The organism is Streptomyces sp. ADI95-17 (genome assembly GCF_003846175.1).
GTDB lineage: Bacteria > Actinomycetota > Actinomycetes > Streptomycetales > Streptomycetaceae > Streptomyces > Streptomyces sanglieri.
This window is the reverse complement of sequence record NZ_ML123053.1, coordinates 102,030-126,745: the sequence shown is the minus strand read 5'-3', so window position 1 is coordinate 126,745 and position 24,716 is coordinate 102,030. Positions and strand designations below refer to the sequence as shown.

Below are 24,716 nucleotides of genomic sequence, written 5' to 3'. Positions count from 1 at the left end.
CGGCGCCTCCCCCCGCGAACCAGCTCAAAAAATCTTTCCGATTCGGCAATCTTTCCATTTCAGCAATCTTGCCGTGGCGGCAAGATTTGTTCTACGCTGCTCGCATGACACCAGCAGACGAGGCCCGCACGACCGGGCAGTCCGGACTCCGCGAGCGCAAGAAGCGGGAGACCAGGGTCGCGCTGAGCCAGGCGGCGATCCGGCTCTGCGTCCTGCACGGCTGGGCGGATGTGACGGCCGACCAGATCGCGGCCGAGGCCGATGTCTCCGTCCGCACCTTCCGCAACTACTTCTCCGGCAAGGCCGAGGCGATCGCCGCCGCCCACCTGGAGAGGATGCTCCGGATCGCCGACGATCTGCTCGACCGCCCGGCCGGCGAACCGCTCTGGGACTCGCTGCTGCACGCCGTCCTGGGCCAGTTCGTACCGCCGGAGAGCCCCGCGTCCCGGAACGCGCCGCAGAACGAGCGGTGGCGCGAAGGGGTACGGCTGATGCTCGCCGAACCCGCGCTGGCCGGTGAGATCGTCAAGACCAACGCCGCCGCCCAGCAGGAGCTGGCCAGGGCCGTCGCACAACGCACCGGCACCGACGCCGAACGCGACGTGTACCCGAAGCTGGTCGCGGCCGCGGTCGCGGCCGGCACCGCGGTGGCCGTCGAGCACAGCCTGCGCGCCGACGAAGCCACACCGCTCGGCGCGGTCCTGGCCCAGGTCTTCGAGCAGCTCACCGCCGGCCTGCCGGTCCCGTAGACCACGCTCCCCCTTCCCTCCCCCTCCCTCCTTTTCTCTTTCTTCCTCTTCCTTTCCGCACCAAGGAGGCACGACCGTGACAGCCGACGTGTTCATCGTGGGAGGCGGCCCGAACGGGCTGATGCTGGCCTGCGAGCTGAGCCTGGCCGGCATCAGCCCGATCGTGCTGGAGCAACTCCCGCAGCCCAGCACCGAACCCAAGGCCAACGGCCTGCTCGGCCAGGTGGTGCGCCTGGCCGACCACCGCGGTCTGTACGAGCCGCTCAGCGGCAGCCCGGAGCCCCCGCGGCCGAACTCCGCCTACTTCATGTTCGCCGCCATGGGCCTCGATCTCGGCCTGCTGGACGCCAGTCCGGTCTTCGGCCTGGCCGCCACGCAACACCGCATCGTCCAGGTACTGGAGGAGCGCGCCCAGTCGCTCGGGGTCGACCTGCGGCGCGGTCACCGGGTCCGGACCATCGCCCAGGACAAGGACGCCGTGACCCTCGACGTCACCGGCCCCGACGGCGACCGACAGCTCCGCGCCCGCTACGTGGTCGGCGCGGACGGGGCGCACAGCGTGGTCCGCAAGCTCTCCGGGATCGGGTTCCCCGGCGTCAGCTACGACCGACGCACCAACCGCACCGCCCACGCCACCGTCCCGGCCGACTGGGTCGACCCCGTCAACGGCGCGCTCACCGTGCCCGGCCACGGGCCGGTGCTGCCCTTCCTGCCCCACCGCACCGACCGGGGCGGCTTCTCGTACGCGCCGTTCCCCGGGCAGCCGCCGCTGGTCAGCACCACCGAGTGGGACCAGCCCGCGACGGACGGCCCGATGACCCTGGCCGAGATGGAGTCGAGCGTCCGCCGCGTCCTCGGCGTCAACCTGCCGCTCGGCCCGCCGGACGGGCCGGGCCCACATGTGCTGCGGCGGCTGACCGGCGGCAACACCCGGGTCGCCGACCGGTTCCGCGACCGCCGGGTCCTCCTCGTCGGCGACGCCGCCCACGTCCACACCTCCGGCGGCGGCCCCGGGCTGAACCTCGGCCTCCAGGACGCCGCCAACCTCGGCTGGAAGCTCGCCGCCACGCTGCGCGACACCGCCCCGCCCGGCCTGCTCGACAGCTACGACACCGAGCGCCGCCAGGCCGCCCGCCGGATGGTGCTCAACGCCGAGGCACAGTCCGCGCTCACCGCGCCGGGGAGCGACACCACGGCCCTGCGCGAACTCTTCACCGAGCTGCTCACCGGCAAGGAGGTCGTCCAGCGCCTCGCCGACCTCACCGCGGGCACCGACGTGCGCTACGAGATGGGCATCCCCGATCCCCACCCCGCGGTCGGCTACTTCGCACCGGAGCTGGAGCTGATCACCGGTACGGAGAAGGTCCGGCTCGCCGAACTCGCGCGGAGCGCCCGGCCGTTGCTGATCGACCTGACCGAGGACGGGTCGGTGGCAGCCGTACTGGCGAAGGATCAGGACGCCGTCGACCCGGTCGTCGCACAGGTCGTCGGCGGCCCGGCCGGCCTCTCCGCCCTGCTGGTACGCCCCGACGGATACGTGGCCTGGGCCGGCGGCTCACCCGTCCCGGACCCGGCCGAACTGGCCGGACTGCGGACGGCGGTCGAGCGCTGGTTCACGGTCGGGTGTGGGTCTCCAGGGCTTCGATGATCTCGGGCCAGAGTTCGCGGGGTCGGTCGTGCCCCATGTCGGCGAGCAGCAGGAGCTTCGCGCCGGGCACCAGCTCGGCGGTGCGCCTCCCCCCGCTGGGGTCGGTCAGCGTGTCGTCCAGGCCGTGGATCACCAGGGTCGGCACTCGAAGCCTGCGGAGCGCGTCGGTGCGTGGGCCGCTGAGGACCATTGCCGCGAGTTGCCGCCCGGCTCCGGCCGGGTAGTGGGCGCGGTCGTAACTCCGGGCAGCCAGCTCACGGAGGAGCGCCGGGTCGCCGTACCGCTTGGAGCCCCACACCAGGTCTCGTTCCGCCGCCGCGATGTACCCCTCGCGATCCGATGGCTTCGGGCTGGAGACCACTGCCTGGGCCTCGGGGCTGGGCCGGCCGTAGTCGGGCTCGCCGGTCGAGGACATCATCGACGTCAGGGTCAGCACTCGCTCCGGCCGGCTGATGGCCATCGTCTGGGCGATCATGCCGCCCATCGAGGTTCCGACCACGTGAGCCCGCTCGATGCCGAGCGCGGTGAGCAGACCGAGGCCGTCGTCGGCCATGTCCCGCAGTGTGTAGGGCGCCATCGCGCGGGCGGCCGGGATGTCTCCCGAGCTCACGGCGTCGATGAACCGGCCCACGTCGACGGGGTGTTCCTCGAACCTGGTGGACAGCCCGCAGTCGCGGTTGTCGTACCGGATCACGTAGCGTCCACGCTCCGCGAGCGCGCGGCAGAAGTCCTCGTGCCAGGCGATCATCTGGGCGCTGAAACCCATCACGAGCAGGACAGCCGGATCAGCGGGGTCACCGAAGGTCTCGTACTCGATGGACACTCCGGGCAGGGCTTCGACAAGCGGCATGCCGGAAGTCTCCCAGCACCGACCGTCCGCGCGCATCCCGGGTTCGGCTGCGGCCCCGGCCGTGAACCGCCGGACAGACCCTAGCCGTCCACGGCCCCGGGGACGAGGCCGTCGGCGACCAGGCCGTCGAGTACCGCCTGGCCCAGGGCGTGCACGGCGGACTGGGGGCGGACCATCACGGTGAACTCCTTGATCCGGCCCGTCCCGTCGAACTGGAGCAGGTCGATGCCATGGATCTGCTTGCCGTTCACGGTGGCCCGGAAGGGCAGGATCGTCGACGGGGCCTCTTCGCCATCGGCACTCGTCTCGGCCGCGCCCTCGAAGTGTCCGACGTAGCGGAAGTCCTCGAAGACGCGCAGCAGCACGCCGAAGAGCCCCAGCACCATGGGCCTGCCCTCGAAGGGGGTGAACTTCACGGGGCTGTAGAGACGGATGTCCTCGGTGAACAGGTCGTCGAGCGCGGCCAGTTCGCCCTTCTCCACCGCGGTGCGGAAGCGTTCGGCGGTCTCCACCGTCTCCATGGCTCCTCCTGATGCTCAAGAGAGTACTAAAGAATGTGATTAGTCATTTTCTTGAGTATGGTGCAGTGACGGACGAGAAAAGGGAAGGGGTCGCTTCGATGGCCTTGCGACATGCCGTGCTGGCGGCGCTGCTGGACGGTGAGTACAGCGGATACCAGCTGGCGAAGGCGTTCGACATCGGCGTCGCGAACTTCTGGCACGCCCTGCCGCAGCAGCTGTACGCGGAGCTGGCCAAGCTGGAGAAGGAAGGGCTGGTCGCGGGGCGGCAGGTGGTCCAGGAGACCCGGCCCAACAAACGTCTCTTCCAGGTCACCGACGCAGGTCGCGCCGAGCTGGAGAAGTTCGCCGCGGCCGTGTCGAAGCCCTCGTTCATCCGTGACGATCTGCTCGTCAAGGTCCAGGTCGCCGACCGCATCGGCACGGCGTCGGTGATCGAGCAGCTCCAGGAGCGGGCGTCCGCGGCCGAGGCCAAGATCGAGCTTCTCGGCAAGCTGCTGCGGCAACTGCGCGGCGACGCGGACGAGGAGGAGTTCCTCCGCCGGGGCGAACGGATCGGGCCGTACCTGACCTGTCTGCGCGGCCTGGCCTTCGAGCAGGAGCACCGGGACTGGTGCCGGCGGATCGCGGCCGTTCTCCGGGAAAGGCAGTCGACGCATGCCGAAGGGTGAGTACCTGCGTTACGTCGCCCTGGGCGACAGCCAGACCGAAGGGCTCGGCGACGGTGACGACACCGTCGGGTTGCGGGGCTTCGCCGACCGGCTCGCCGAGCACCTCGCGGCCGTCGACCCGGGGCTCCGGTACGCCAACCTCGCCGTACGGGGCCGGGTCGCCGGTCAGGTCCGCGCCGAACAGCTGGGGCCCGCGCTGGCCCTGCGGCCCGACCTGGCCACCGTTGTCTCCGGGGTCAACGATCTGCTCCGGCCCCGGTTCGACGCCGCGGAGGTGGCCGGGCACATGGAGGAGATGTTCGCCGCGCTCACCGGGGCCGGAGCCCGTGTGGTGACGCTGACCTTCCCCGACGTGGGGAAGATCGTGCCTCTTGCCCGGCCGATCAGGTCACGGGTGTTCGACCTCAACACCCGCATCCGTGCCGCGGCCGCCCGTCACGGGGTCGCGGTCGCCGAAACCGGCCGGGCGGCCGTCGCCACCGATCCCCGGCTGTGGAGTGCCGACCGGCTCCACGCCAGTCCCCTGGGCCATGAGCGGATCGCCGAGGCCGTCGCCGAAGCGATCCACCTGCCCGGCAGCGACGACGCCTGGGCTCTCCCCCTGCCGCCGCAGGGGGTCCCCACGCGCCGTCAGGCCGCGGCGGCCGAACTGCGCTGGGCGGCCGCGTTCCTCGGGCCCTGGCTCGGACGCCGCCTTCGCGGCCGGTCCTCCGGCACCGGCCGCACCGCGAAACGTCCCCGGCTGCTGCCCCTGGGCGCCACGCCCGGCCCCGCGACGGGAAGCCGACCGGCAGGTGCTTAGGCGTCCACGGGATCGGGGTCGGGATCGGTGTCGATGGCGGCCCGTTCGATCGCGGCCTCGACCGCGGCGACGACGGTCCGTGTGTCGGCGCCCGTGCCGACCTGGCCGGCGAGCGCGGTGATCGCGGCGGTCTGGGCGGCCATCCGCCTGTCCATGGACCGGATGCGGGCCTGCATGTCCTTCAGGATGGACTGCGGCTGCCATGTCGGATTCGTCGAGTGGTCCGCCGCGTCCGCCGGGCCGCCGATCGCGTCGGTCTTCCACACGGCGTCGAAGATGTCGCGCTTGGTGATGCCTGCCATGGGGTCCTCCTCCTGGTCCGAGCCGGGGTTCCAGCTCGCGGGGTGCTTGAGCCGCTCGGCCACGTCGGTGCGGAGCTTGGGCATGGTGAAGCCGCGGGGGTCGATCTTGTCGTTCGACCACTCCAGGTGGCCGATGACGGACTTCGCCGACCATTTGTGCGCCCGGCACAGGGCTGCCTGGACACGGACGATCGCGTCGTACTGGGCCTTGGGCCAGGGGTCCTTGCCGTCGCCGAGGTTCTCGCACTCCCACCCGTAGAACCGGGCGTTGCCGTCGACCCCGTTGCTGTTGCCCCGGGTCGGCGGAGTCGGCCGGGTGCCGTACGACTCCGCTATGACCTGATCCAGCACCTTGGGGTCGCCGCCACCGGCGTGATTCGCGCGGCCCCAGCCGACCATGTGCACCCGGCCGTCCTTCGCGATCATCCCGTGGCACAGCGGGCCGGGCAGGTCCGCGTAGCCGTCGTAGACCATCCGGACCGTCGCCGCGGTGCCCTTGGTCACTGTGTGGTGCACGATGCTGCCGTTGACCGGGCCCCACGGGCCCTTCGAATTGCGGTTGTGCGTACGCCAGTTGCCTACCTCGACCACGCGCACGCCCTCGGCGCGCAACGCCTTCAGTACAGCGGAGGCGGACAGAGGACTAGCCATTCGTTTCCCTTTCGGCCCGAGGTGTACGGGACGTCGCGGACCCTGTGTACGGTGCGCCGCTGTCCGCGTGAACGCGAACAGGTTTGCGGTGACGACCACTTCATAGGAGATCCATACCCCCGCAACGGCAGCCGGACGCGACCGCGTGACCGGCAGTGTGCACGGAGTATCGGCGGTGAACGCTCCGATGCGGCCCGGCCGGGATTCCGCACGGTGCGCGAGGGTTCACTCGCCGCTGGACTTCGCCTCGGCCAGGGTGTGTGCGACGAGGGCGTTGGCATGGCCGTGGCCCAGGCCGTGCTCGGTCTTGAGCCAGGCGACGAGCTCCATGTGCTTGGTCAGGGGCGACGAGCGGATGAGGTTCTTCCAATCCGCGATCGGGCGGCCGTACTTCTTCTCGATCGAGGGGAAGTAGCTGGCGGGGCCGTTCACCGGTGCAGTCATGTTCGTTGTCTCTCCTGTGTGCGTACGCGATGGTCCCGGCCTCCGCGTCATGAAGGCGCCGCCGACAAGCACCACCGCGGGGCCCGAGCCCTGTTTCAGTACTGGACGGTACAGTACTCATCTGAGTACTGGTCAGTCCAGTACTCTTCGCTGGAGGGCGGACCGAGAGAGGGAGTTGTTGGCGATGGACAGCCGTTCAGCGCGCAAGCACCAGGCGATCCTGGAGGCCGCGACCACGGTGTTTCTGAGCAAGGGATACTCAGGAACGAGCATGGACGACATCGCGAAACTGGCCGCGGTGTCCAAGCAGACGGTCTACAAGCACTTCGCGGACAAGGAGAAGCTGTTCTCCGAGATCGTCCTGGCCACCACCGATCGCATCGACGGCATGATCGACCTGGTGTCCGCCATCCCCGCGGACGCCGATGGCCTGGAAGAGAATCTGACCCGGCTCGCCCGCCGGTTCCTGGTCGCCCTCACCCAGCCCCAGGTCCTTCAGCTGCGACGCCTGATCATCGCCAACGCCGACGCCTTCCCCGAGCTGGGTGCCGCCTGGTACGAGCAGGGTTTCGACAGGGTGCTGGTCACCCTGGCGGAGACCTTCCGAGACCTCACCGACGAGGGCCTGCTCCGGACCGACGACGCGATGCTGGCCGCCCATCACTTCTCCGGCCTGTTGCTGTGGATCCCCGTGAACAAGGCCATGTTCCACGGCAGCGCCCAGCACACCGAGGCAGACCTCGACCACTACGCCGCCGCCGGCGTCCGCGCCTTCCTCGCCGCCCACGGCTGATCCGGCGTTCCGCGGGTTCGGTGACGCCGAAGCCGAAGACGAAGACGAAGCCGAGCATGCCGAGCATGCCGAGGCAGACCGCGAGGGCCTGCCCGGTCATCCACGAACCCGTGTCGTACTGACCCCGATCGACGCGCCCCGCACGATGCCGCGCAACCGGCGCAAGCAGTGCCGTTTCGGCGCTGAAGTCGCTGGTCCGTCCGGGTGGGTTCGTGGCCGCGTGCCTGGCGCGGCCAACCCTGACCTGCGTAAATCCGGGGTTGTGATCAAGAACCTCGTGCGACGCGGCCTCCCCGCGCTCGCCCTCGCAGTCCTGCCCGTCCTGGCCGCCGTTCCGACTGCCGACGCCGTGGGAAGCAGCCAGCCCGTCCGGAGCACGCAGGCCCACTCGGCGCTGCGGGGCGACTCCCACTTCTACCCGCCCGCCAGCCTCGGCCGGAACCAGGCCTGGACCTCCGGCAACGGCCGTACCATCCTGCGTGTCCAGAGCGACGGAAACGTCGTCGTCTACAAGGACGGCCGTCCCGTCTGGCAGGCCCCGAACGTCTACCCCAACGCCGACCGCCTCGTCATGCAGGAGGACGGCAACCTCGTCGTCTACAACCGGGCCGGCGACCCGCTCTGGGCCGCCGGAACCTGGCACAAGGGTCGGTACCTCTCCGTCCAGGACGACGGCAACGTGGTCGTCTACGACAGCGCGAACCGGCCCGTCTGGGCCACCAACACCGGTGACTGAGCAACGTTCCCTGCACTGAGCGACGTTCCCCGCACGGCAAGGGCCCGGACGGCTGTCCGGGCCCTTGCCCTTTCCCTGCCTTTCGGGAAACGGCTGGTCCCCCGCTCCCACCAGTGGCAGGATCGCCTGCCACAAGGCCCTGAGCACGGAGGATGCGGATGCGTTTTCGGATCCTCGGACCACTCGAAGTGTTCGACGGCACCCACTGGCGGGGGATCTCGGCCGCCAAGCCCCGCACGCTGCTCGCCACCCTGCTGGTGCAGCGCGACGTCCCCGTGCCGACGGGCCGGCTGGGCGCGGAGCTGTGGGGCGAGCGTGAGCCCAAGGCCGCTGCCAATCTGATTCAGCAGTACGTGATGCGGCTGCGCCGCGAACTCGGCGACCGGCAGGGCCGGTTACTCGTCACCCGGCCGCCCGGCTATCAGATGGTGCTGGCCGACGAGGACGACCTGGACGCCGCGGCCTTCGCCCGGCTCGGCGACTCGGGCCGCGTGGCTCTGGCGGCCGGCGATGCGGAACGGGCGGCGGGCCTGCTCGCGGAGGCGCTCGCGCTGTGGCGCGGGCCCGCGCTCGTCGATGTGCCGACCGGGCCGATGGTGGAGGCGGAGGCCGCACGGCTGGCCGAGCAGCGGCTCGACGTCCTGCAGGCCCGCGTCGAGGCGGACCTGGCCTGCGGCCGGCACGCCGCGCTGGTGCCGGAGCTGCGGCAGTCGGTGCGTGAGCATCCGCTGCGGGAGGGGCTGTGGGGTCAGCTGATGCTGGCGCTGTACCGGTCGGGGCGGCAGGCGGAGGCGCTCGACGCCTACCGGGAGGTGCACCGGCTGCTGGCCGACGAGCTGAGCATCGAGCCGTCCGCCCCGCTGTGCGATCTGCAACTGCGCATGCTGCGCGGCGACCCGCGGCTCGGACTCCCCGCGACCGAGACTGAGGCTGAGGCTGAGGCTGAGGGGCAGGATCAGGGTGAACATGAGGGTGAGGCCGAGAGTGAGGGCGATGCCAGGGCCAGGTCCAAGTCCCGGCGCCGCCCCCGGCCCGAGTCACGTCCGTCCGTGGGGGCCTCCCGTGCCGGGCAGCCGTCGGCCGCACCGCGCCAACTTCCCGCCGCCGTCGCCGGGTTCGCCGGCCGCCGGGCCGAACTGCGGCTGCTGGACCAGCTGCCTGCCGACGCGTCCGCCGGGCCGGGACCGGCCGTCTGCGTGATCGCCGGCACCGCGGGCGCGGGGAAGACGAGCCTGGCGCTGCACTGGGCACACCGTGCGGCGCCGCACTTCCCGGACGGCCAGCTGTACGTGAACCTGCACGGTTTCGCCCCCGCCACCGGGCCGATGTCGCCCGGCGAGGCGATCCGCGGCTTCCTGGAAGCGCTGTCGGTGCCACCGGAACGGATCCCGGACGCGCCGGAGGCGCGGGCGGCACTGCTGCGCACCGAGACCGCCGGACGCCGCCTGCTGTTCGTGCTCGACAACGCCGCCGACGCCGCCCAGGTCCGCCCGCTGCTCCCGGGCAGCGCCGGCTGTGCCGTGGTCGTCACCAGTCGCGGCCAGCTGACCGGTCTCGCCGTCACCGACGGCGCCGTACTGCTCTCCCTCGACGTGCTGCCCCGGGAGGAGGCGCGCGAGCTGCTGGCCGCCCGGCTCGGTGCGGACCGGGTGGCCGCGGAGCCGGAGCCGGTGACCGAGCTGATCGACCTGTGCGCCCGACTGCCCCTGGCGCTCGCCGTGACCGCCGCCCGCGCCGTCGGCCGGCCCGGTTTCGCACTGAGCGCGGTCGTGGCGGAACTGCGGGACGTCAGGGGGCGGTTGGAGGCGCTGGACGCCGGTGAGGGGGTGAGCAGCGTACGGACGGTGTTCTCGTGGTCGTACCGTCGGCTGGACACCGCCACGGCCCGGATGTTCCGGCTGCTGGGGCTGCACCCCGGCCGGGATGTCGCCGCGCCCGCGGTGGCTGCGCTGGCCGGCCTGTCCGTGCGGGAGGCCGCCGCGGCGCTGACCGCGCTGGCCCGCGTACACCTGATCGCCGAGCACCGTCCGGGCCGGTACTCCTTCCACGATCTGCTGCGCGCCTACGCCACCGGTCTGACGGCCACCGAGGACACCGAGGCCGCACGCACCGCGGCGCTGCACCGCCTGCTCGACCACTGCCTGCACTCCGCGCGTGCCGCCCGGCGGCACCTCGCCCCGGCCCGCGGCGAGGTGCCGCTGCCGCCGCCGGTGACCGGCTCCGTGCCGCACGACCCGGAGGGGTACGAGGAGGCGATGGCTTGGTTCGAGGCCGAGCACGCCGTGCTGCTCGCGGTCGCGGACGCGGCGGGCCCGGCCGGATTCGACGGCCATGCCTGGCAACTCCCGCTCGCCATGGCGGACTTCCTCCATCTCAGCGGCCGCTGGCACGATTGGGTGTCCACCCAGCGGACCGCCATCGTGGCGGCCCGGCAGCAGGGCGACCGCGCCGGGACGGCCCTGTGCCACTGCGAGTCGGGCCGGGCCGCGATCCGGATGAGGCGGTACGAGGAGGCCCACCGGGAGCTGTTGCGGGCGCTGGAGCTCCAGCGCGGGCTGGGCGACCTGACGGCGCAGGCCGACACGTTGCGGACGCTCGCCTGGTCGTACGAGCAACAGGGCGACTACCGCGCCGCCCTCCAGCGCGTGGAACAGGTACTCGAACTGCAACGGGCGGTCGGAAATCTGGCCGGGCAGGCCGGCGCGCTGAACAACATCGGCTGGTGCCACACCCATCTGGGTGACCACGAGGAGGCGCTCACCCGCTGCCGCGAGGCGCTGCGGCTGCACCTGGACGGGGGCAGCCCGCTGGGGGCGGCGTACACCTGGGAGACCCTCGGCTTCATCCACCACTCCATGGGTCAGTACGCCGAGGCCGTCGACAGCTACCGCCAGTGCCGGGACGGATTCCGCCGGTTCGGCAACCGCTACGGCGAGGCGGACGCGCTGCACCACCTCGGCGGGAGCCTCCGCATGACCGGTGACCAGGAGGCCGCCCGCGATGCCTGGCACGCCGCGCTCGCCATCCTCGACGAACTTGAGCACCCGGACGCGGACGTGGTGCGCGAGCTGTTGCTGACGACGGCCGGCTGAGCCGGGTCGGCACAAGAGCGGAACAGGCCTTTTCCACGGTTGGGTCCGGGGCGGCGTACGGACAAAGCCCAGTTAAAGCCAGAGTTCAGCGTCGTCCCGCAACGTTGCGGCCGCACCGGACGTCCGGTGTCTGCTGAGGCCGAAAGCGAGTGGTTGATGCGTGTCGCGCTCAAGGAGTGTTCCTGGCGGGCGGTGGGAGAGGATCTGGTCATCGTCTTCGACCCCCGGGAGTCGATCACTCTGGAGGATCCCGAAGGGAAGATCGGAGCGCTCCTGACCGCGTTGGGGCAGGGGCCGCGGAGCATCCCAGAGCTGCGCGCCGCACTCGGCGCCCGGGGTGTGGACGTGACCGAGGAGGAGCTCGGCAAGGGCGTCGAGGGGCTGGCCGGCCTGGGGCTGATCGAGCGCGCCGGGGGCAGGTCCACCGGTGATCCGGTGGTGGACGAGCGGCACTTCTCCAACCTCGCGTTCTTCGGCACCTTCGCCGGCCTGGACCGGCACCGCACCGATTTCCTGCGACGGGTGCGCGACGCGCATGTCCTGGTGCTCGGTGTGGGCGGCGGCGGTTCCTCGCTGGTGCAGTGTCTGGCGGGTCTCGGCGTCGGCAGGCTGACACTGCTGGACCACGACCGGGTCGAATCCCGCAACTTCGCCCGGCAGTTCCTCTACCGGCACGAAGACATCGGCCGTTCGAAGGTCGAGCGCGCCAGGGCCTGGGTGCAGGCGTACGACCCGGACATCGAGGTGCGTACCGTCGACCGCTGGGTGGCCGGTCCCGAGGATCTCGCCGATGTCACCGACGGGATCGATCTGATGGCCGGCGGCCTGGACGGGCATCCCGACGCCGGTCTGTGGGTGAACGAGGCCGCCGTCCGGGCCGGTGTGCCGATGGTGGCCGGCGGTGCCACCCGCACGCTGCTCTCGTACATCTCCGTGAACCCCGGCGTGAGCCCCTGCCTCGCGTGCGAGTTCTCGCAGCGGCCGGTGGAGGGCACCGCTGCGGCGGCCGCTGAGGACATCGTGTACGGCATGCGGACCACCAACCCGCTCATCGGCCCGTTGGCCATGCAGGTCGGCTCGCTGATCGCGCTGGAGAGCCTGCGTTATCTGACCGGGTTCCAGGAGCCGCTGGCCGCCGGGGCCCGGATCCGGATCGACCTGCGCGACGGTCTCGCGGGCAGCCGGGTGCCGTTCCCCGATGTCCCCGACTGCCCGGTGTGCGCGCTGGCCCCGGCACGGTCGGCCGCGGCATGACCGGGGTGTCCGAGGTGTCCGGGGTATCCGAGACCTCTGAGACCTCCGAGACATCCGTGGCGTCAGTGTCCACGGCGGCGACCGTGCGGCTGCGGCCGTTGAGCATGGTGCCCGAGGGTGAGGACGAAGTCCTGGTGGGCGACCCCGTGACCGGGCAGTTCATCACCATGCCGAAAGTCGGCGGCGTGGTCATCGAGGCCCTGCGCCGCGGGGCCACGACCGCCGAAGCCGCCGCCGAGGCCGAGGAGTTCGCCGGTCAGCCCGTCGATGTGCCGTCCTTCGTCGACACCCTGCGCGAGCTCGGCTTCCTCGACGAGGGACAGCGGAGCGAACCGGTCCGCTCGGCTCCCGTCCAGGGCAGGCGATGGCTGAGCGGCCTCCGCCAGGAGACCGTGCGGCCCTTCTTCGGGCGGGTGGCCTGGAGCTGCTACGCCGCGTGCGCGGTGTTCGCGCTCGCCGTGTTCGCGTTCCGGCCCGGCCTCTTCCCGGACCCGTCCACTGATGCGTTCGTCGTGGACGACATCGGCCTCGGCAGCCTGATCCTCATCCCGCTCGCCACGGTCGCCACCGCGATCCATGAGCTGGGGCACTGGTGCGCGGCCCGTTCGCTCGGGCTGCGGGCCAGGTTCGGCATGGACCGGCGCATGGTGTTCCTGCTGGTCTTCGAGACCGACCTGACCCAGCTGTGGACCCTGCCCAGGCGCAGGCGCTACGGGCCGCTGCTCGCCGGTCTCGCCCTCGACGCGGTGCTGCTCGCCGTGCCGTTGGCGGTGCGGCTGCTGATCGACACCGGGGTGTGGGCGGCGCCGGACCCGCTCGACGCGGTCCTCGCCACATGGATCTACGTGAAGCTCACCGCGATGCTCTGGCAGTGCATGGTCTTCCTGCGCACGGACCTCTACGCGGTGCTGGTCAACGCGCTGGGCTGCCGCAATCTGTGGCGGGTCTCGACCCTGATGCTGCGGCGCGCCGTCCGTCGGCTGGACGCGGCCGGGACCGCGGAGCTGGCCGACGCGCATCCGGCGGATGTGCGGGCCGGGCGCTGGTTCCGCTGGGTGCGGTTCCTCGGCGCCGTGGTGACACCGGCCTGGGCGGTCCTCTTCCTGGTGCCCTTCGCCGGGGAGGTGCTGGGCTGGGCCGCCGACCGTCTCGGCGACGGCCCGGCCACCGGCCGGTTCTGGTGGGCGCTGCTGTGCACCGGGGTGTATCTGACCCCCTTCATTCTGCCCGCGGCTCTCTCGGCCCGTGAGTACGCACGGCGACTCACGGCGAGAGCCTGACCGCGGGTCATGGTCCGCCCCGCCCGGTGCACCACCGGCGCGGGGGACGAAATCCGGCTACGAGGAGGTGAATCGCATGGAGATCAAGGTCCGCAAGGTCGAGGACGTGAAGGCCACGGGGCTTCAGGTCTGAACAGTCCGTGCGGGAGGGGAAGGGCTCAGGAGCCGTTCCCCTCTCCCACGGTCGTGAGTGGTCATCCTCACCGAACAGCCCGTCCGGCCGGACGGCGGCCCGGCCGGGCTGGCCGGAGCTCGGGCCGGCGGTCGAGGATGCTCCGTGCGGGCGCGGCGTGGAGGGCCGGACGGTCTGCCTCAGCGCTGAGGCCGGCCCCTTCGCGCCCGCCTTGTCGCCGCGGTCACGCCCGGTGGCGTTCGGCCGGAACGGCCGACGAGGCGGCCTCCCAGGCGAACCCGTCGAGGTCGGTGAACGGGCCGGAGGCGGCGCCGCCGATCACGAGCCCGTGCGTCCCGGTGCCCTCGGGAGGGACGCCGAGGTCCTTGGCCAGTGCGCGGCGCCGGTACAGCGCCAGTTTGACGGGGCTGTCCCCGGCCGCGAACTCGACGTACATGCGGCTGAAGCTCTTCGCCACGGCAAGGCCCCGGCCGACGTAGAACCGCTTGCTCGCGACCACGTCCGCGACGCCCAGCAGGAGCACGATCTCGTCGATCTGCCGGGTGGCGGGGCCGGTGTCCTTCTTCGCCGAGGTCGCGACCTTCCAGATCGTCCCGTCCGGGGCCTGTACGACGCCGCCGTAGCCCCAGAGCGACTTCGCGGCGGGCTTCAGCGAGGTGGCGCCCGCGTCGAGTGCGGTGTCGATGAGGCTGTCGACGGTGGCGGGCCGGGACACCGTGAGCGCGAGCGTGAACCCGCGGAAGCCGGTGGTGGGGGCCTCCGAGGCGCGCAGGCGGATCTGGGTGTCCAGGCCGAAGGCGGTCGCGTAGAAGCGCTCGGCGGCCGCGGGGTCGGCCACCTCAAGGGTCACGGTTTCGATGGATGCCATGCCCATCACGCTAGTTACGGCCCGGCGACCGGTGCTTCTCGATTCCTGACCGGTCAGGTCCGTACGCCGGCCGGCGCCCCCTGTCCCGTTGCCGCCGAACGGCTCAGCGCAGTTCCTGGATCCGGACCATGTTGCCCGCGGGGTCGCGGAAGGCGCAGTCGCGCATGCCGTACGGCTGCTCGGTCGGTTCCTGGACGACCTCGGCGCCGGCGGCCCGCACCTGCTCGAAGGTGGCGTCGAGGTCCCGGGTGGCCAGCAGGATCCAGCCGTAGGTCCCCTTGGCCATCATCTCGGCGATGGTGCGGCGCTCGTCCTCGGTGACTCCGGGGTCGGCGACGGGCGGGGCCAGCAGGATGGACGTGCCGGGCTGGTCGGCGGGACCGACCGTGATCCAGCGCATCTTGCCCTGTCCGACGTCGCCGCGTACCTCGAAGCCGAGGACGTCGCGGTAGAAGACCAGGGACTCCTCCGGATCGTCGTGCGGGAGGGAACTCGTGTGGATGGAGATGTCCATAACGATCATGCTAGGCGCGGTTCCGCGATCCGCACCTCGTGAATCCCCCGCGAATCCCACCCGCCGGTCCCGAGCCGGAGCCTCAGCCCTTGGTCAGGGTGCGGTCGAGGAGGGGGAGCAGCCGGTCCCAGTGGTGTTGCAGCGCGGCGGCGTCGAAGGCCTGGGTGTCGGCCATGGTGAAGCCATGGACGGTGCCGGGGTAGATCTCGCAGGTGTGGCCGACGCCCGCGGCTTCCAGCACCTGGTCGAGCTCTCCGACGGCCTCGGGCGACATGTCGCTCTCGGCGATGCCGAAGTGCACCTCGGCGGTGACCTCGGGGGCGAGGCGGTGCGGGCTGTCGGGCGCGTCGGTGATCAGCGGGGAGGGGTGGAATCCGGCGACGGCGGCCACCCGGCCGGGGTGGGCCGCCGCGGTGCGCAGCGCCAGGGCGGCACCCATGCAGTAGCCGATCGCGCCGACCGGTCCTGCGCCGACCTCGGGCTGGGCAGTGAGGAACTTGAGATAGGCGTCGGCGTCACGCAGGGCGCGTTCGGCGGTGTGCGCCTCAAGCAGGGGCACCAGCCGGGCGAACAGCGTGGGCCGGGCCTCTGCTGTGATGCGCTCCGGAAGGTCGATCACCGGTGCCGGGCCGTTCCGGTAGAAGACGTTGGGGACGAGCACGTAGTACCCGTGCCCGGCCAGTTCGCGGGCCATCTCCTCCAGCACCGGACGTACTCCGAAGATGTCCATGTACAGCAGCACACCGGGGTGCCGCCCGCCGCCTTCGGGAAAGGCGGCGAACGCGTCGGCCTGGCCGTCTTCGGTGGGAATCTGCAGCGTCTTGGTGGGCATGGGTACGAACCGTAGCAGCGACGATCGATCCGACCCCCGTCAAAAGGACGAACCCGGCTTGTGGGTACGGCAGTCGGCCGCCGGGCGGTGACGGGGGCGGCTCTGCCCGGTCGGCCCCGGTGGTGCTCAGCGCGTACACGTCCCGGTCGTTGCTGCCCTTGCACACCACCCCGCCGACGACCGCCGGTGTCGGGCAGTCGCCGAAGCTGCCGGCCCCGGTGGCGTGAGCCCACTTCTGCCGGCCGGTCGCTGCGGTCAGGGTCCTCCCCGTACCCGCAGCTCGACCAGCCTGCGTCCGGTAGTCGTCCGGCATGCATAAGCGCAGGCCAGAGCAGTGCATCAGGCATGCATGAGGGCATGCATCACCGCCCATCGGCGCATCGCCGCCGGGAGTTCCGTACCGGCTCCCCGAGGGCCCATGGTTGGTCCACGGCGCCCCGGACTCCCGGGGCTCGCCGCCTCCCCAGTCCTCGAAGGAGCGATCACCCATGTCCGCGACCTCTCCCCTGCGTGTCCGTGCCGCCGCCATCGGCCTGAGTGCCATGGCCCTGATGACCGTTGCCGCCGTCACCGCCCCGAGCGGTCAGGCCGCCGCCCCGGCCGGTGGCCGGCCTGCCGCCGCCGGCGCCGTGGTCACCACCCTGAAGTTCGTACGGAACTCCGCCGACCCGCAGAACTCACGTCTGCTGGTGGTGCGCGACAACAAGACGCAGGCCGTCTTCCGCGCCGGCTCCGGACTCGGCCGCGACCACGCCAAGGGGCGTGACGAGTGCGCCTCGGCGAAGGGGTGGCTGCCCGCGGGCACCTACACCGTCGGCGCCCGCCAGACCCGCTACAACGGCAACCTCATCAAGGGGTACGCCATCCCGCTGAGCAACAAGACGTGCAAGAACGGCCGGACCACACGTACCGAACTCTTCATCCACAGCGAGATGACCCGCGCCGGAGGGCAGGGCAGCACCGAGAGCCGGCGCTGGGACGGCGTGGGCGACTACAAGTCCGCGGGCTGCATCAAGCTCGCCCCGGAGGACATCAAGAAGCTCTTCCGCAACCTCGGCCGGGGCGCGGCGCCCAAGCGTCTCGTCGTCGTCTGACAGCAGGGCGGGGCGCTCCGCCCGCGGTCGGCGCCCCGGCAACTTCTCCTGCGGCCGGTCGGGGACCGGGGTGGGCGCTGTGGTGCGGTCCACCAGTCGTACCGGCGACCGTAGGAGCCGGGGCCCGCACCGGCCCGAGCGACACAGCCGGTCACCCCGGACAGCCCGGGCGTCCGTCCGCCGGGCGGGGAGGCGTCATCCTCGTGGTCGGCGCGTGCGTCCGGCCCGGCGCGCCTCCCGCCCCGAAGATGGGTCAGCGTACGGATCCGTATCCGGTCTCGGCTGCGGCTCCGCGTACCGAGGCGTACGTGGTGGCCGCGGCCGGGCCCGGTGACCCATGGCGAGGAACGATGATCGTATCGATGGTGTCGATGCCGGAAGGGGCCGTCACCAACCCCCATGTGTCGGAGGCACGTGAGCGTCTGACGGCATCCCGTTGCCTGCTCGTGGACGTGGAACTGCCCGAGGAGCAGCCGCCCGACGAACAGCCGGTCGCCCACCTGCTCGGGCTGGAGACCGAGGACGTGGCGTGGCTCGGCAGGGAAGGCGAATCCGCGCGGGCCGAATTCCTCGGGGACAGCGCCGCGTTCGTCGTGCCCGCGGTCGAGGCGGACCGGATCACTCACATCCATGCCTTCGTGACCGAGCGATATCTGATCACGGTGCACCGAGGGCCGGCCGGATCGGTCAGGCGCCTGACCGCCAGGTTGCCGCACGAACGGCCGCCCGACAGCGTGGCCATGCTGTTCCTGCTGCTGGAGGAGGCCCTGGACACCTTCCGCCGGTCCGCCGTGCAGGCTCTGCTGGAGGTGGAGGACCTGGAGGACGAGATGTTCCAGCACCGGGTTCCGCAGCATGTCTACCGTCTGGCACGGCTGCGCCGGCGCGGGGCACTCCTGCACCACGCGCTGCTGCCCTACCTTCAGGTGACGGACGAGATCTTCACCCGCCGGATGATGAACCCCGGTTTTCCCGAGAAGCGCCAGAAGCTCGCTCGCGACTACCAGCACACCGCGAGGCTGGTGCTCACGGACATCGAGTCGCTCCAGAACTCCGCCCGCCGCGCCTTCGCCAGCTACTCCTCACTGGTGGCCGGCGAACAAAACAGCGTGATCAACCGGCTGGCGATCGTGTCGACGATCTTCCTGCCGCTGACCTTCCTGACCGGGTTCTTCGGCATGAACTTCACCTACCTGACCGACGAGCTGGAGAGCCGGGACATCTTCTGGCTGCTCGCCGTGGGACTGCAGGCGGTGTTCCTGCTCGTCGCCCTCTACGCACTGCACCGCACTCGCATCTGGCGGAGGCTGCGCGACGACAGCGGCAACGACGACCAATAGCGGAATTCACACACTCGAATGTTCATTCAAACTTGAGCATGGTAGAAATGAGCCATGGGTGTCGCCAATCGTCTGGACCTGACCCTGCGATTGGTGCAGGGCTCCGACCGGGTTTCCGTGTCGGAGCTCTCCCATCGTCTGGGCGTCTCGGAAATGACCGTGCGCAGGGACCTCGACGCGCTGGAGCGTCAGGGCCTGGTGCGAAGGGTGCACGGTGGTGCTGTCGCCACCCGCCCTCGTGAGGAGGACGCGGGATTCTCCGCGCGGGAGCCCTGGCAGACGGCCACCAAGGACCGTCTGGGTGCTGCCGTGGCCGGCCTGGTGGAGCCGGGCTCGCGGGTGCTGCTCGACGCGGGGACCACGACCGTGCACGTCGCCGAACACCTGGCCGCCCGGGCCCCGCTGACGGTCGCCGTGCTCAGCCTGCAGGCGGCGCTGAGCCTGGCCGACCGGCCCGGGATCGATCTGCTGGTCGTGGGCGGCCGCTCGCGTCCCGGCGAGCGCTCCCTCGTCGGCCCGCTGGCGCTGCGCACGCTGGACTCCCTGGCCTTCGACTGCTTCGTGATGTCCATCGGCGGTGTGCACGCCGAGCACGGCTGGTCGGAGTTCTCGCTGGACGACGCGGCCGTCAAGCAGGCCGGGCTCACCCGGGCCACCCGCACGATCGCGGTGGCGGACGCGACCAAGCTGGGCGTACGCGCGTTCAGCAGGGTCGCCCCGCTCGACGCGGTGGACCGCTTCGTCACCGACAGGGCGGCCGAGGACGCCGCCACGCACCCCAGCGGCCCGGCGACCCTGGACGCCCTGCGGGACGCGGGCGTCGACAGCCTCCTCGTCTGAATCCGTCCCCGGTGCCCGATCCGGCGCCCGTCCCCGAGGCCCCGTCCCCAAGGAGTGAAAGCCCATGACCGATGTTCCGCGCGCCCTGATGATTCTCGTCGCGGGCCCCTACCGCTCGGGCACCGACGACGATCCCCGCAAACTGGAGGCCAACGTACGGGCGATGAACGAGGCCGCGCTCGTCCTCTTCCGCGCCGGGCACCTGCCCGTCACCGGCGAGGCCCTCGCCCTGCCGCTCCTGGAGACGGCCGGCGGCACCGGCCCCGGCGACGCGGTCTTCCAGGAGATCTTCCACCCCGTCGCCGAGCGGCTGCTCTCGCGCTGCGACGCGGTCCTGCGCATCGGCGGCCCCTCCGAGGGGGCGGACCGGATGGTCGCCCGGGCCCGCGCACAGGGCAAGGACGTCTACCCCGGCCTCGACGCCGTCCCGGCCGCCCGATGACCGCCGGGATCGACACCCCCGACCGGCGCGGGCGCACCGGCCTGGACCGGCACGGCCGCGACCTCACCGGCAACCCGGGCGTACGGATCCGCGAGGTGGAGCTGCTCTCCAGCGACTGGTACGTCCTGCGGAAGACCACCTTCGACTTCCGGCACGGCGACGGGCACTGGAGCCGCGAGCAGCGCGAGACGTACGACCGGGGCGACGGGGCGACCGTCCTGCTCCACAACACCGACCGGCGCACCGTGCTGCTGACCCGTCAGTTCCGCCTCCCCGCCTATGTCAACGGACATCCCGACGGGATGCTGCTGGAAACCGCCGCCGGGCTCCTCGACGGCGACGGCCCGGAGGAGGCGATCCGCCGGGAGGCCGCCGAGGAGACCGGACACACCGTCGGTGCCGTCGAGCACGTCTTCGACGTCTACATGAGTCCCGGCTCGGTCACCGAGCGCCTGCACTTCTTCGCCGCCCCCTACGACACGGCCGACGTCCCCGTCGGCGGCGGCCCCGGCGGAATCGCCGAGGAGGGCGAGGACATCACCACCGTGGAACTGCCCTTCACCGAGGCGCTCGACCGGATCCGCAACGGCACGATCGCCGACGCCAAGACCATCATGCTGCTCCAATGGGCCGCCCTCGACGGGCCGTTCGCGCGGTGAGAGTACGAGCGTCCGGGCGGCTCATCGCCGTGCGGGCCGGGGCGGTGTGATCGAGGCGAGGAAGTCGTCGACCATGGCGATCTGTACGTCCTCGGGGAACCGGCCGGGGTCGAAGAGTGCCTGGACGACGAGTCCGTGGGTGAAGGCGACCGCGGTGGCGGCGAGTTGCTCCGGGTCGGCGGCCGCGGGGACTTCGCCCAGGCCGCGTGCGGCCTCGAAGTGCGGGCGGAGCGTCGAGCGCAACCGGGTGTAGCGGTCGGCCTGGTCCGTGGCGAGTCCGTCGTCGGCCAGGGCCAGGTCCCAGGAGCTGACCCAGATGCGGTTGCGGGCGGTGTCGCCCTCGGTCAGCGGCAGGATGTCCAGCAGCATGGCCCGCACGGTGGCCAGGCCGTCGGCCGGACGGTCGCGGCGCGGGCGTTCCGCGGTGCGCTTCTCCAGCAGGTCCAGGGCGTGCGCGATCAGGGCCCGCTTGGTCGGGAAGTAGTGCATGAGCATCCCGGTCGAGACGCCCATCGCGGCTGCGACGGCGCGCAGGGTCAGCCCGCCGAATCCCTTGTCGGCGAGGACCTGCCACACCGCCCGGGAGACATCGTCACGGCGGGCTTCACGGTCTCCGGGTGCGGGCGGCATGCTGCTACCTTACGTACCGAACGCTTGTTACGTACCCAGGGACGAGGTTTCCGTGTTCACACTGCCGCTCGGCGACACCGCTCAGCTACGCCCTCTGGAGCCCTGGCACGCGCAGGAGTTCCTCGCCCACATCGACCGTGCGCGGCCCCACGTGGACCCGTGGATACCCTGGGCGACCTTCAGCACCGACCGTGCCTCCGCCACCGCGGTCCTCCAGCGCTACGCCGACAAGCAGGCCGGGGACGCCGCCCGGATCTACGGGATCTGGCTGGACGGCACACTCGTCGGCGGCGTCATGTTCACGCGCTTCGACAGCACCTCCGGAGTGTGTGAGGTCGGCTGCTGGCTGGAGGCCGCCGGGGAGGGCCGGGGGCTGGTGACCCGGGCGTGCCGGGCGCTGCTCGACTGGGCTTTCGCGGAGCGCGGGATGAGCCGGGCCGAATGGTGGGTCCGGGCCGGCAACACCCGGAGCGTCGAGGTCGCGCGCCGGCTGGGGATGACCCGTGACGGTGTGCTGCGGAAGCACACCGAGTACCGGGGCGAGCGGCACGACATCGAGGTCTGGTCGGTCCTGACCGAGGAGTGGCCCCCCGCGGCGGAGGCATCCGCGGGAGGAGTACCCGTTTGCGAGGTCAAGGCCGAACTCGACCGGCTGACGCACACCCTCTTCGGCGCTTTCACCAACACCGGTGGCAGCCGGCCCGGCCTCGGTGCGGTCCGTGAGGTGTTCATTCCGCAGGGGACGATCATCGCGAACACCGGAGGCACCGACGCCGGGCCGGTGGTGTACGACCTGGACTCCTTCATCGCTCCCCGGGAGAAGATGCTCACCGACGGGACGCTGACCGAGTTCTCCGAATGGGAGGTCGCCGAGCGGACCGAGGTCTTCGGGTCCATCGCGCACCGGTTCAGCGAATACCGGAAGTCCGGCATCCGCGACGGCGAGCGGTTCGAGGGTTCCGGTCGCAAGACGATCCAGTTCGTGCGGACGCCTACCGGCTGGCGGATGAGCTCGATGGCCTGGGAAGACATGTAGGCGCTTCATTGTCCGGGGCAGTCCGGGGCGGCCCGGGCGCGGGAGGCGCACCGGGGCGGCCGGCAGGAGGCTCGGGCGGCTCGACCTGCCCTGCTGCCCGGGTCCGCCCGCAAACGCGTGCCCGGCGGGGGAACGAACCCCCGCCGGGCACACGACGGCAGATACGGGCCGTCGGTTCCTGCCGCTCAGCCTTGCGCCCAGCCGTGGCTCCTGCCGAGCCGCACCAGCTGCTGCCGGAGCTGCTCGATCTGCTCGCCCGTCAGCCACGGGGCCGTGCTCAGCAGCAGTTCCTGGCGCACGCCTCGCGGAACAAACCGACCATGCCTTCGGCGGACGCCGTGAGCGGATCCTCGGTCATCCCGGTCGCCCCGTCCGCAGCGGCCATCGCGCCCGTAAAGCTCACGACGAGCCATTCCGATAACGGCAACATATTCAACTCGCGCCGAATCCTGCGACAGTAAAATTCCCCCAGAGCAGCAGTTGCGCCTCGTTCCCAGGGGCCGCGGAAATCCCTGGTACGAGCCCCGTCAAAGCCATTCGGAGGCTAACACGTCGCCAATCCACAAATATGGGTTGCCAGTTACACCCACCGACGCCGTGCCACGCGTTTCCGACCTCCCCCTACGTCGAATTACACAACCCCTACAACTCAGGGGGTTGTGTCCGTTCGGCGCGGCCCGGCAGGCTGGTGCGTGAATCCCGCTCGCCGTGCGGGCGGGCGCGACCGCCCTCCCCGACCGGCAGCACGCGAAAGGACTTCGGGTGACCGCCAGCCTCACCGACACCAACCTGTGGATCCGTCGATTCCACCCGGCCCAGGACGCGCCGGCGAGGCTCCTGTGCCTGCCGCACGCCGGGGGCTCCGCGCCGTTCTACTTCCCCGTCTCGAAGGCGCTCTCGCCCGACGTCGATGTGCTCGCCGTGCAGTACCCGGGCCGTCAGGACCGCCGCACCGAGCCGTGCATCGAGTCCCTCCCCGAACTGGCCGACGTACTGGTCGAGCAGGTCGTGCCGTGGACCGACCGGCCGCTCGCGCTGTTCGGGCACAGCATGGGCGCCTCGCTCGCGTTCGAGCTCGCCCTGCGTCTGGAGGAGCGGGGGACGGTGCCGCTGGCGGTGTTCGCCTCCGGGCGGCGCGCGCCGTCCCAGCACCGGGACGAGACCGTCCACCTGCGTGACGACGACGGCATGGTCACCGAGCTGCGTGCGCTCAGCGGCACCGACGCCCAGGTGTTCGGCGACGAGGAGCTGCTGCGCATGGTGCTGCCCGCGATCCGCAGCGACTACAAGGCCGCCGAGACCTACCGGCACACGGCTGGCGCCCGCCTCGCCGCCCCCATCCAGGTGCACGTGGGCACCGAAGACCCGAAGGCCACCCTGGACGAGGCCCGCGCCTGGGGCGAACACACCAAGAGCGACTTCGATATGCACACCTATCCGGGCGGACACTTCTACCTGAACAACCACGCACCGCGTGTCATATCCGCGATTTCCCAGAAGATTTCCGCACTGCTTGCGTAAACGGATCTCTTCGCCGCTGTCGCGCCCGGGGTATTCCTCTGCGAGGCAATACCTGGGTGCGGAGGGATTGTTGGGGCGGGGTCGCGCCCCAACAGTGGACGGCATGACTATCCATCCCGCAGGGCCGGTCCTTTTCTTCTCCAGCTCGGCCCGCGGCCATTTGAATCCGCTGCTGACCACGGCCGGTGAACTCGCCGCCCGCGGCGGGCTCGATGTGTGCTTCGCCGCGGACGACGACATCCGCGGCGAGGTGGAGGCACTGGGGAGCGGCTCCGTCACTTGCGTACCGCTGGGCCCGCGGGCCCGGGGCTGAACCCCACCCTGTGGGACGACGAGGCGTACCGGGCGGCCACGACGCAGTCGAAGTGGAAGTACTGCGTCGCCGTCATCCGCGAGGCCCCGGACGTGACGGTGCTCACCGGGAAGTACCTGAGGGCTGTCCCGCAATTCCTGGCGGGACAGCCCTCAGGGCCTCTCGTTTGGATCATGCCGGGGTCGCGGGGTCTGGCCTGATCCAAACGCAAGACCCTAGGCTGGATGCCGAGGTCGAGCGCATCAGGCCCGCGCTCATGGTGGTCGGCTCCGAGACGGTGTACGCCGTCGACGTGGCGATGACGCGCGGCATCCCGTTCGTCCTCAGCGTGCCCTACCCGGTGAGCGGCTTCTTCCAGCCGCTGCTTCCCAAGGACTACCCGACCCCGCTGTCCGGGCTGCCGCAGCACATGACGCGCGCCCAGCGGGTGGCCAACCGCCTGTTCCGCCTGCTGTTCATGACGCTGACGCTGCCGCTGCACAAGGGCATGCTCAAGAAGTCGGCGGCGGTACTGAAGGTCCGCAAGCAGCTGGGCATCGCCGATCTGGCCGGCGGCGTCAAGGCGAAGGCCGAGCGCCGCCTTCGCCTACTCGGCGTTCGGTGTGGAGTACCCGTTCCCCGCGCCCGAGAAGCTGCGGATGCTGGGCGCCATGGTGCCCGCGCGACACCGCAGTCGTCCAGTACGTGGAGGGCCTGCGCGCCCG

Annotated in this window: 26 protein-coding genes and 1 pseudogene; 19 read left to right on the top strand and 8 right to left on the bottom strand. The window is 71.2% G+C overall.

Annotation, left to right across the window (positions count from 1 at the left end; all coding sequences use genetic code 11):
* The first annotated feature begins 104 nt into the window (after positions 1 to 104).
* Together EES42_RS39735 and EES42_RS39730 are read left to right on the top strand one after the other, a co-directional pair.
* On the top strand, positions 105 to 749 hold the full coding sequence (locus tag EES42_RS39735) for an acyl-CoA-like ligand-binding transcription factor (protein ID WP_124723081.1): 645 nt from the start codon (positions 105 to 107) through the stop codon (positions 747 to 749).
* A gap of 76 nt (positions 750 to 825) precedes the next feature.
* On the top strand, positions 826 to 2,397 hold the full coding sequence (locus EES42_RS39730; RefSeq protein WP_124723080.1) for an FAD-dependent monooxygenase: 1,572 nt from the start codon (positions 826 to 828) through the stop codon (positions 2,395 to 2,397).
* On the opposite strand, the gene EES42_RS39725 is transcribed toward EES42_RS39730, so the two are convergent.
* Both EES42_RS39725 and EES42_RS39720 read right to left on the bottom strand, forming a co-directional pair.
* Positions 2,363 to 3,247 carry an alpha/beta fold hydrolase gene (locus EES42_RS39725; RefSeq protein WP_124723079.1) on the bottom strand — a complete coding sequence of 295 codons (885 nt, stop codon included), beginning with the start codon at positions 3,245 to 3,247 and terminating at the stop codon, positions 2,363 to 2,365. The genes EES42_RS39730 and EES42_RS39725 overlap by 35 nt on opposite strands.
* Positions 3,248 to 3,327: 80 nt before the next feature.
* The gene (locus EES42_RS39720) at positions 3,328 to 3,768 is read right to left on the bottom strand and encodes a nuclear transport factor 2 family protein (protein ID WP_206433821.1); all 441 of its coding nucleotides are present in this window, start codon (positions 3,766 to 3,768) and stop codon (positions 3,328 to 3,330) included.
* 98 nt (positions 3,769 to 3,866) lie between these two features.
* Between EES42_RS39720 and EES42_RS39715 the strand changes: the two genes are divergently transcribed.
* Together EES42_RS39715 and EES42_RS39710 are read left to right on the top strand one after the other, a co-directional pair.
* Positions 3,867 to 4,436 (top strand): PadR family transcriptional regulator, encoded by a 570-nt coding sequence (locus EES42_RS39715; protein ID WP_124723078.1) that lies wholly within the window; start codon positions 3,867 to 3,869, stop codon positions 4,434 to 4,436.
* Positions 4,423 to 5,238 (top strand): SGNH/GDSL hydrolase family protein, encoded by an 816-nt coding sequence (locus EES42_RS39710; protein ID WP_124723077.1) that lies wholly within the window; start codon positions 4,423 to 4,425, stop codon positions 5,236 to 5,238. The genes EES42_RS39715 and EES42_RS39710 overlap by 14 nt, the downstream gene beginning before the upstream one ends.
* Here EES42_RS39710 and EES42_RS39705 read toward each other — a convergent pair.
* Entirely contained in the window at positions 5,235 to 6,191 is a 957-nt protein-coding gene (locus tag EES42_RS39705; RefSeq protein ID WP_124723076.1) for a peptidoglycan recognition protein family protein, read from the bottom strand. The genes EES42_RS39710 and EES42_RS39705 overlap by 4 nt on opposite strands.
* Positions 6,192 to 6,416: 225 nt before the next feature.
* On the bottom strand, positions 6,417 to 6,635 hold the full coding sequence (locus EES42_RS39700) for a DUF4287 domain-containing protein (RefSeq protein WP_124723075.1): 219 nt from the start codon (positions 6,633 to 6,635) through the stop codon (positions 6,417 to 6,419).
* Between the two features lie 184 nt (positions 6,636 to 6,819).
* Here EES42_RS39700 and EES42_RS39695 point away from each other — a divergent pair, with 184 nt between their 5' ends.
* The 5 genes from EES42_RS39695 to EES42_RS39675 all read left to right on the top strand — a co-directional run bounded on the left by EES42_RS39695 (position 6,820) and on the right by EES42_RS39675 (position 13,790).
* Positions 6,820 to 7,428, top strand: coding sequence for a TetR/AcrR family transcriptional regulator (locus EES42_RS39695; RefSeq protein WP_124723074.1), 609 nt, complete (start codon positions 6,820 to 6,822; stop codon positions 7,426 to 7,428).
* A gap of 262 nt (positions 7,429 to 7,690) precedes the next feature.
* Entirely contained in the window at positions 7,691 to 8,164 is a 474-nt protein-coding gene (locus EES42_RS39690; RefSeq protein WP_241196883.1) for a hypothetical protein, read from the top strand.
* 158 nt (positions 8,165 to 8,322) lie between these two features.
* Positions 8,323 to 11,256: an AfsR/SARP family transcriptional regulator gene (locus EES42_RS39685; RefSeq protein WP_164495508.1), complete on the top strand. Its 2,934-nt coding sequence runs from the start codon at positions 8,323 to 8,325 to the stop codon at positions 11,254 to 11,256.
* A gap of 156 nt (positions 11,257 to 11,412) precedes the next feature.
* A complete protein-coding gene (locus tag EES42_RS39680; RefSeq protein WP_124723071.1) occupies positions 11,413 to 12,510 on the top strand; it encodes a ThiF family adenylyltransferase in 1,098 nt (365 codons plus the stop codon).
* Between the two features lie 56 nt (positions 12,511 to 12,566).
* Positions 12,567 to 13,790, top strand: a complete 1,224-nt coding sequence (locus EES42_RS39675; RefSeq protein WP_206433820.1) for a hypothetical protein — start codon at positions 12,567 to 12,569, stop codon at positions 13,788 to 13,790.
* Between the two features lie 356 nt (positions 13,791 to 14,146).
* On the opposite strand, the gene EES42_RS39670 is transcribed toward EES42_RS39675, so the two are convergent.
* The 3 genes from EES42_RS39670 to EES42_RS39660 form a co-directional block, all read right to left on the bottom strand.
* A complete protein-coding gene (locus EES42_RS39670) occupies positions 14,147 to 14,791 on the bottom strand; it encodes a VOC family protein (RefSeq protein ID WP_124723070.1) in 645 nt (214 codons plus the stop codon).
* Positions 14,792 to 14,894: 103 nt separating this feature from the next.
* Positions 14,895 to 15,305 (bottom strand): VOC family protein, encoded by a 411-nt coding sequence (locus tag EES42_RS39665; protein WP_124723069.1) that lies wholly within the window; start codon positions 15,303 to 15,305, stop codon positions 14,895 to 14,897.
* Between the two features lie 82 nt (positions 15,306 to 15,387).
* Entirely contained in the window at positions 15,388 to 16,137 is a 750-nt protein-coding gene (locus tag EES42_RS39660; RefSeq protein ID WP_124723068.1) for a dienelactone hydrolase family protein, read from the bottom strand.
* Between the two features lie 488 nt (positions 16,138 to 16,625).
* Between EES42_RS39660 and EES42_RS39655 the strand changes: the two genes are divergently transcribed.
* From EES42_RS39655 to EES42_RS39635, 5 genes are all read left to right on the top strand, one after another.
* Complete coding sequence (locus EES42_RS39655) at positions 16,626 to 17,231, top strand: L,D-transpeptidase family protein (RefSeq protein WP_124723067.1); 606 nt, start codon at positions 16,626 to 16,628, stop codon at positions 17,229 to 17,231.
* Positions 17,232 to 17,581: 350 nt separating this feature from the next.
* Positions 17,582 to 18,571, top strand: coding sequence for a magnesium transporter CorA family protein (locus EES42_RS39650; RefSeq protein WP_206433819.1), 990 nt, complete (start codon positions 17,582 to 17,584; stop codon positions 18,569 to 18,571).
* 54 nt (positions 18,572 to 18,625) lie between these two features.
* Complete coding sequence (locus EES42_RS39645; RefSeq protein WP_124723066.1) at positions 18,626 to 19,411, top strand: DeoR/GlpR family DNA-binding transcription regulator; 786 nt, start codon at positions 18,626 to 18,628, stop codon at positions 19,409 to 19,411.
* Positions 19,412 to 19,475: 64 nt separating this feature from the next.
* On the top strand, positions 19,476 to 19,853 hold the full coding sequence (locus EES42_RS39640) for a DUF4406 domain-containing protein (RefSeq protein ID WP_206433818.1): 378 nt from the start codon (positions 19,476 to 19,478) through the stop codon (positions 19,851 to 19,853).
* The gene (locus EES42_RS39635; protein ID WP_124723065.1) at positions 19,850 to 20,512 is read left to right on the top strand and encodes an NUDIX domain-containing protein; all 663 of its coding nucleotides are present in this window, start codon (positions 19,850 to 19,852) and stop codon (positions 20,510 to 20,512) included. Before EES42_RS39640 ends, EES42_RS39635 begins: the two co-directional genes overlap by 4 nt.
* Positions 20,513 to 20,533: 21 nt before the next feature.
* On the opposite strand, the gene EES42_RS39630 is transcribed toward EES42_RS39635, so the two are convergent.
* The gene (locus tag EES42_RS39630; RefSeq protein WP_124723064.1) at positions 20,534 to 21,142 is read right to left on the bottom strand and encodes a TetR/AcrR family transcriptional regulator; all 609 of its coding nucleotides are present in this window, start codon (positions 21,140 to 21,142) and stop codon (positions 20,534 to 20,536) included.
* 52 nt (positions 21,143 to 21,194) lie between these two features.
* Here EES42_RS39630 and EES42_RS39625 point away from each other — a divergent pair, with 52 nt between their 5' ends.
* The 5 genes and pseudogenes from EES42_RS39625 to EES42_RS45290 form a co-directional block, all read left to right on the top strand.
* Positions 21,195 to 22,178 carry a GNAT family N-acetyltransferase gene (locus tag EES42_RS39625; protein WP_124723063.1) on the top strand — a complete coding sequence of 328 codons (984 nt, stop codon included), beginning with the start codon at positions 21,195 to 21,197 and terminating at the stop codon, positions 22,176 to 22,178.
* Between the two features lie 762 nt (positions 22,179 to 22,940).
* The gene (locus tag EES42_RS39620) at positions 22,941 to 23,699 is read left to right on the top strand and encodes a thioesterase II family protein (protein WP_124723062.1); all 759 of its coding nucleotides are present in this window, start codon (positions 22,941 to 22,943) and stop codon (positions 23,697 to 23,699) included.
* A gap of 103 nt (positions 23,700 to 23,802) precedes the next feature.
* On the top strand, positions 23,803 to 24,012 hold the full coding sequence (locus EES42_RS39615; RefSeq protein ID WP_124723061.1) for a hypothetical protein: 210 nt from the start codon (positions 23,803 to 23,805) through the stop codon (positions 24,010 to 24,012).
* A complete protein-coding gene (locus EES42_RS39610; RefSeq protein WP_124723060.1) occupies positions 23,979 to 24,212 on the top strand; it encodes a hypothetical protein in 234 nt (77 codons plus the stop codon). Before EES42_RS39615 ends, EES42_RS39610 begins: the two co-directional genes overlap by 34 nt.
* 56 nt (positions 24,213 to 24,268) lie before the next feature.
* A pseudogene (locus EES42_RS45290) lies at positions 24,269 to 24,716 on the top strand (hypothetical protein); the annotation flags it as partial.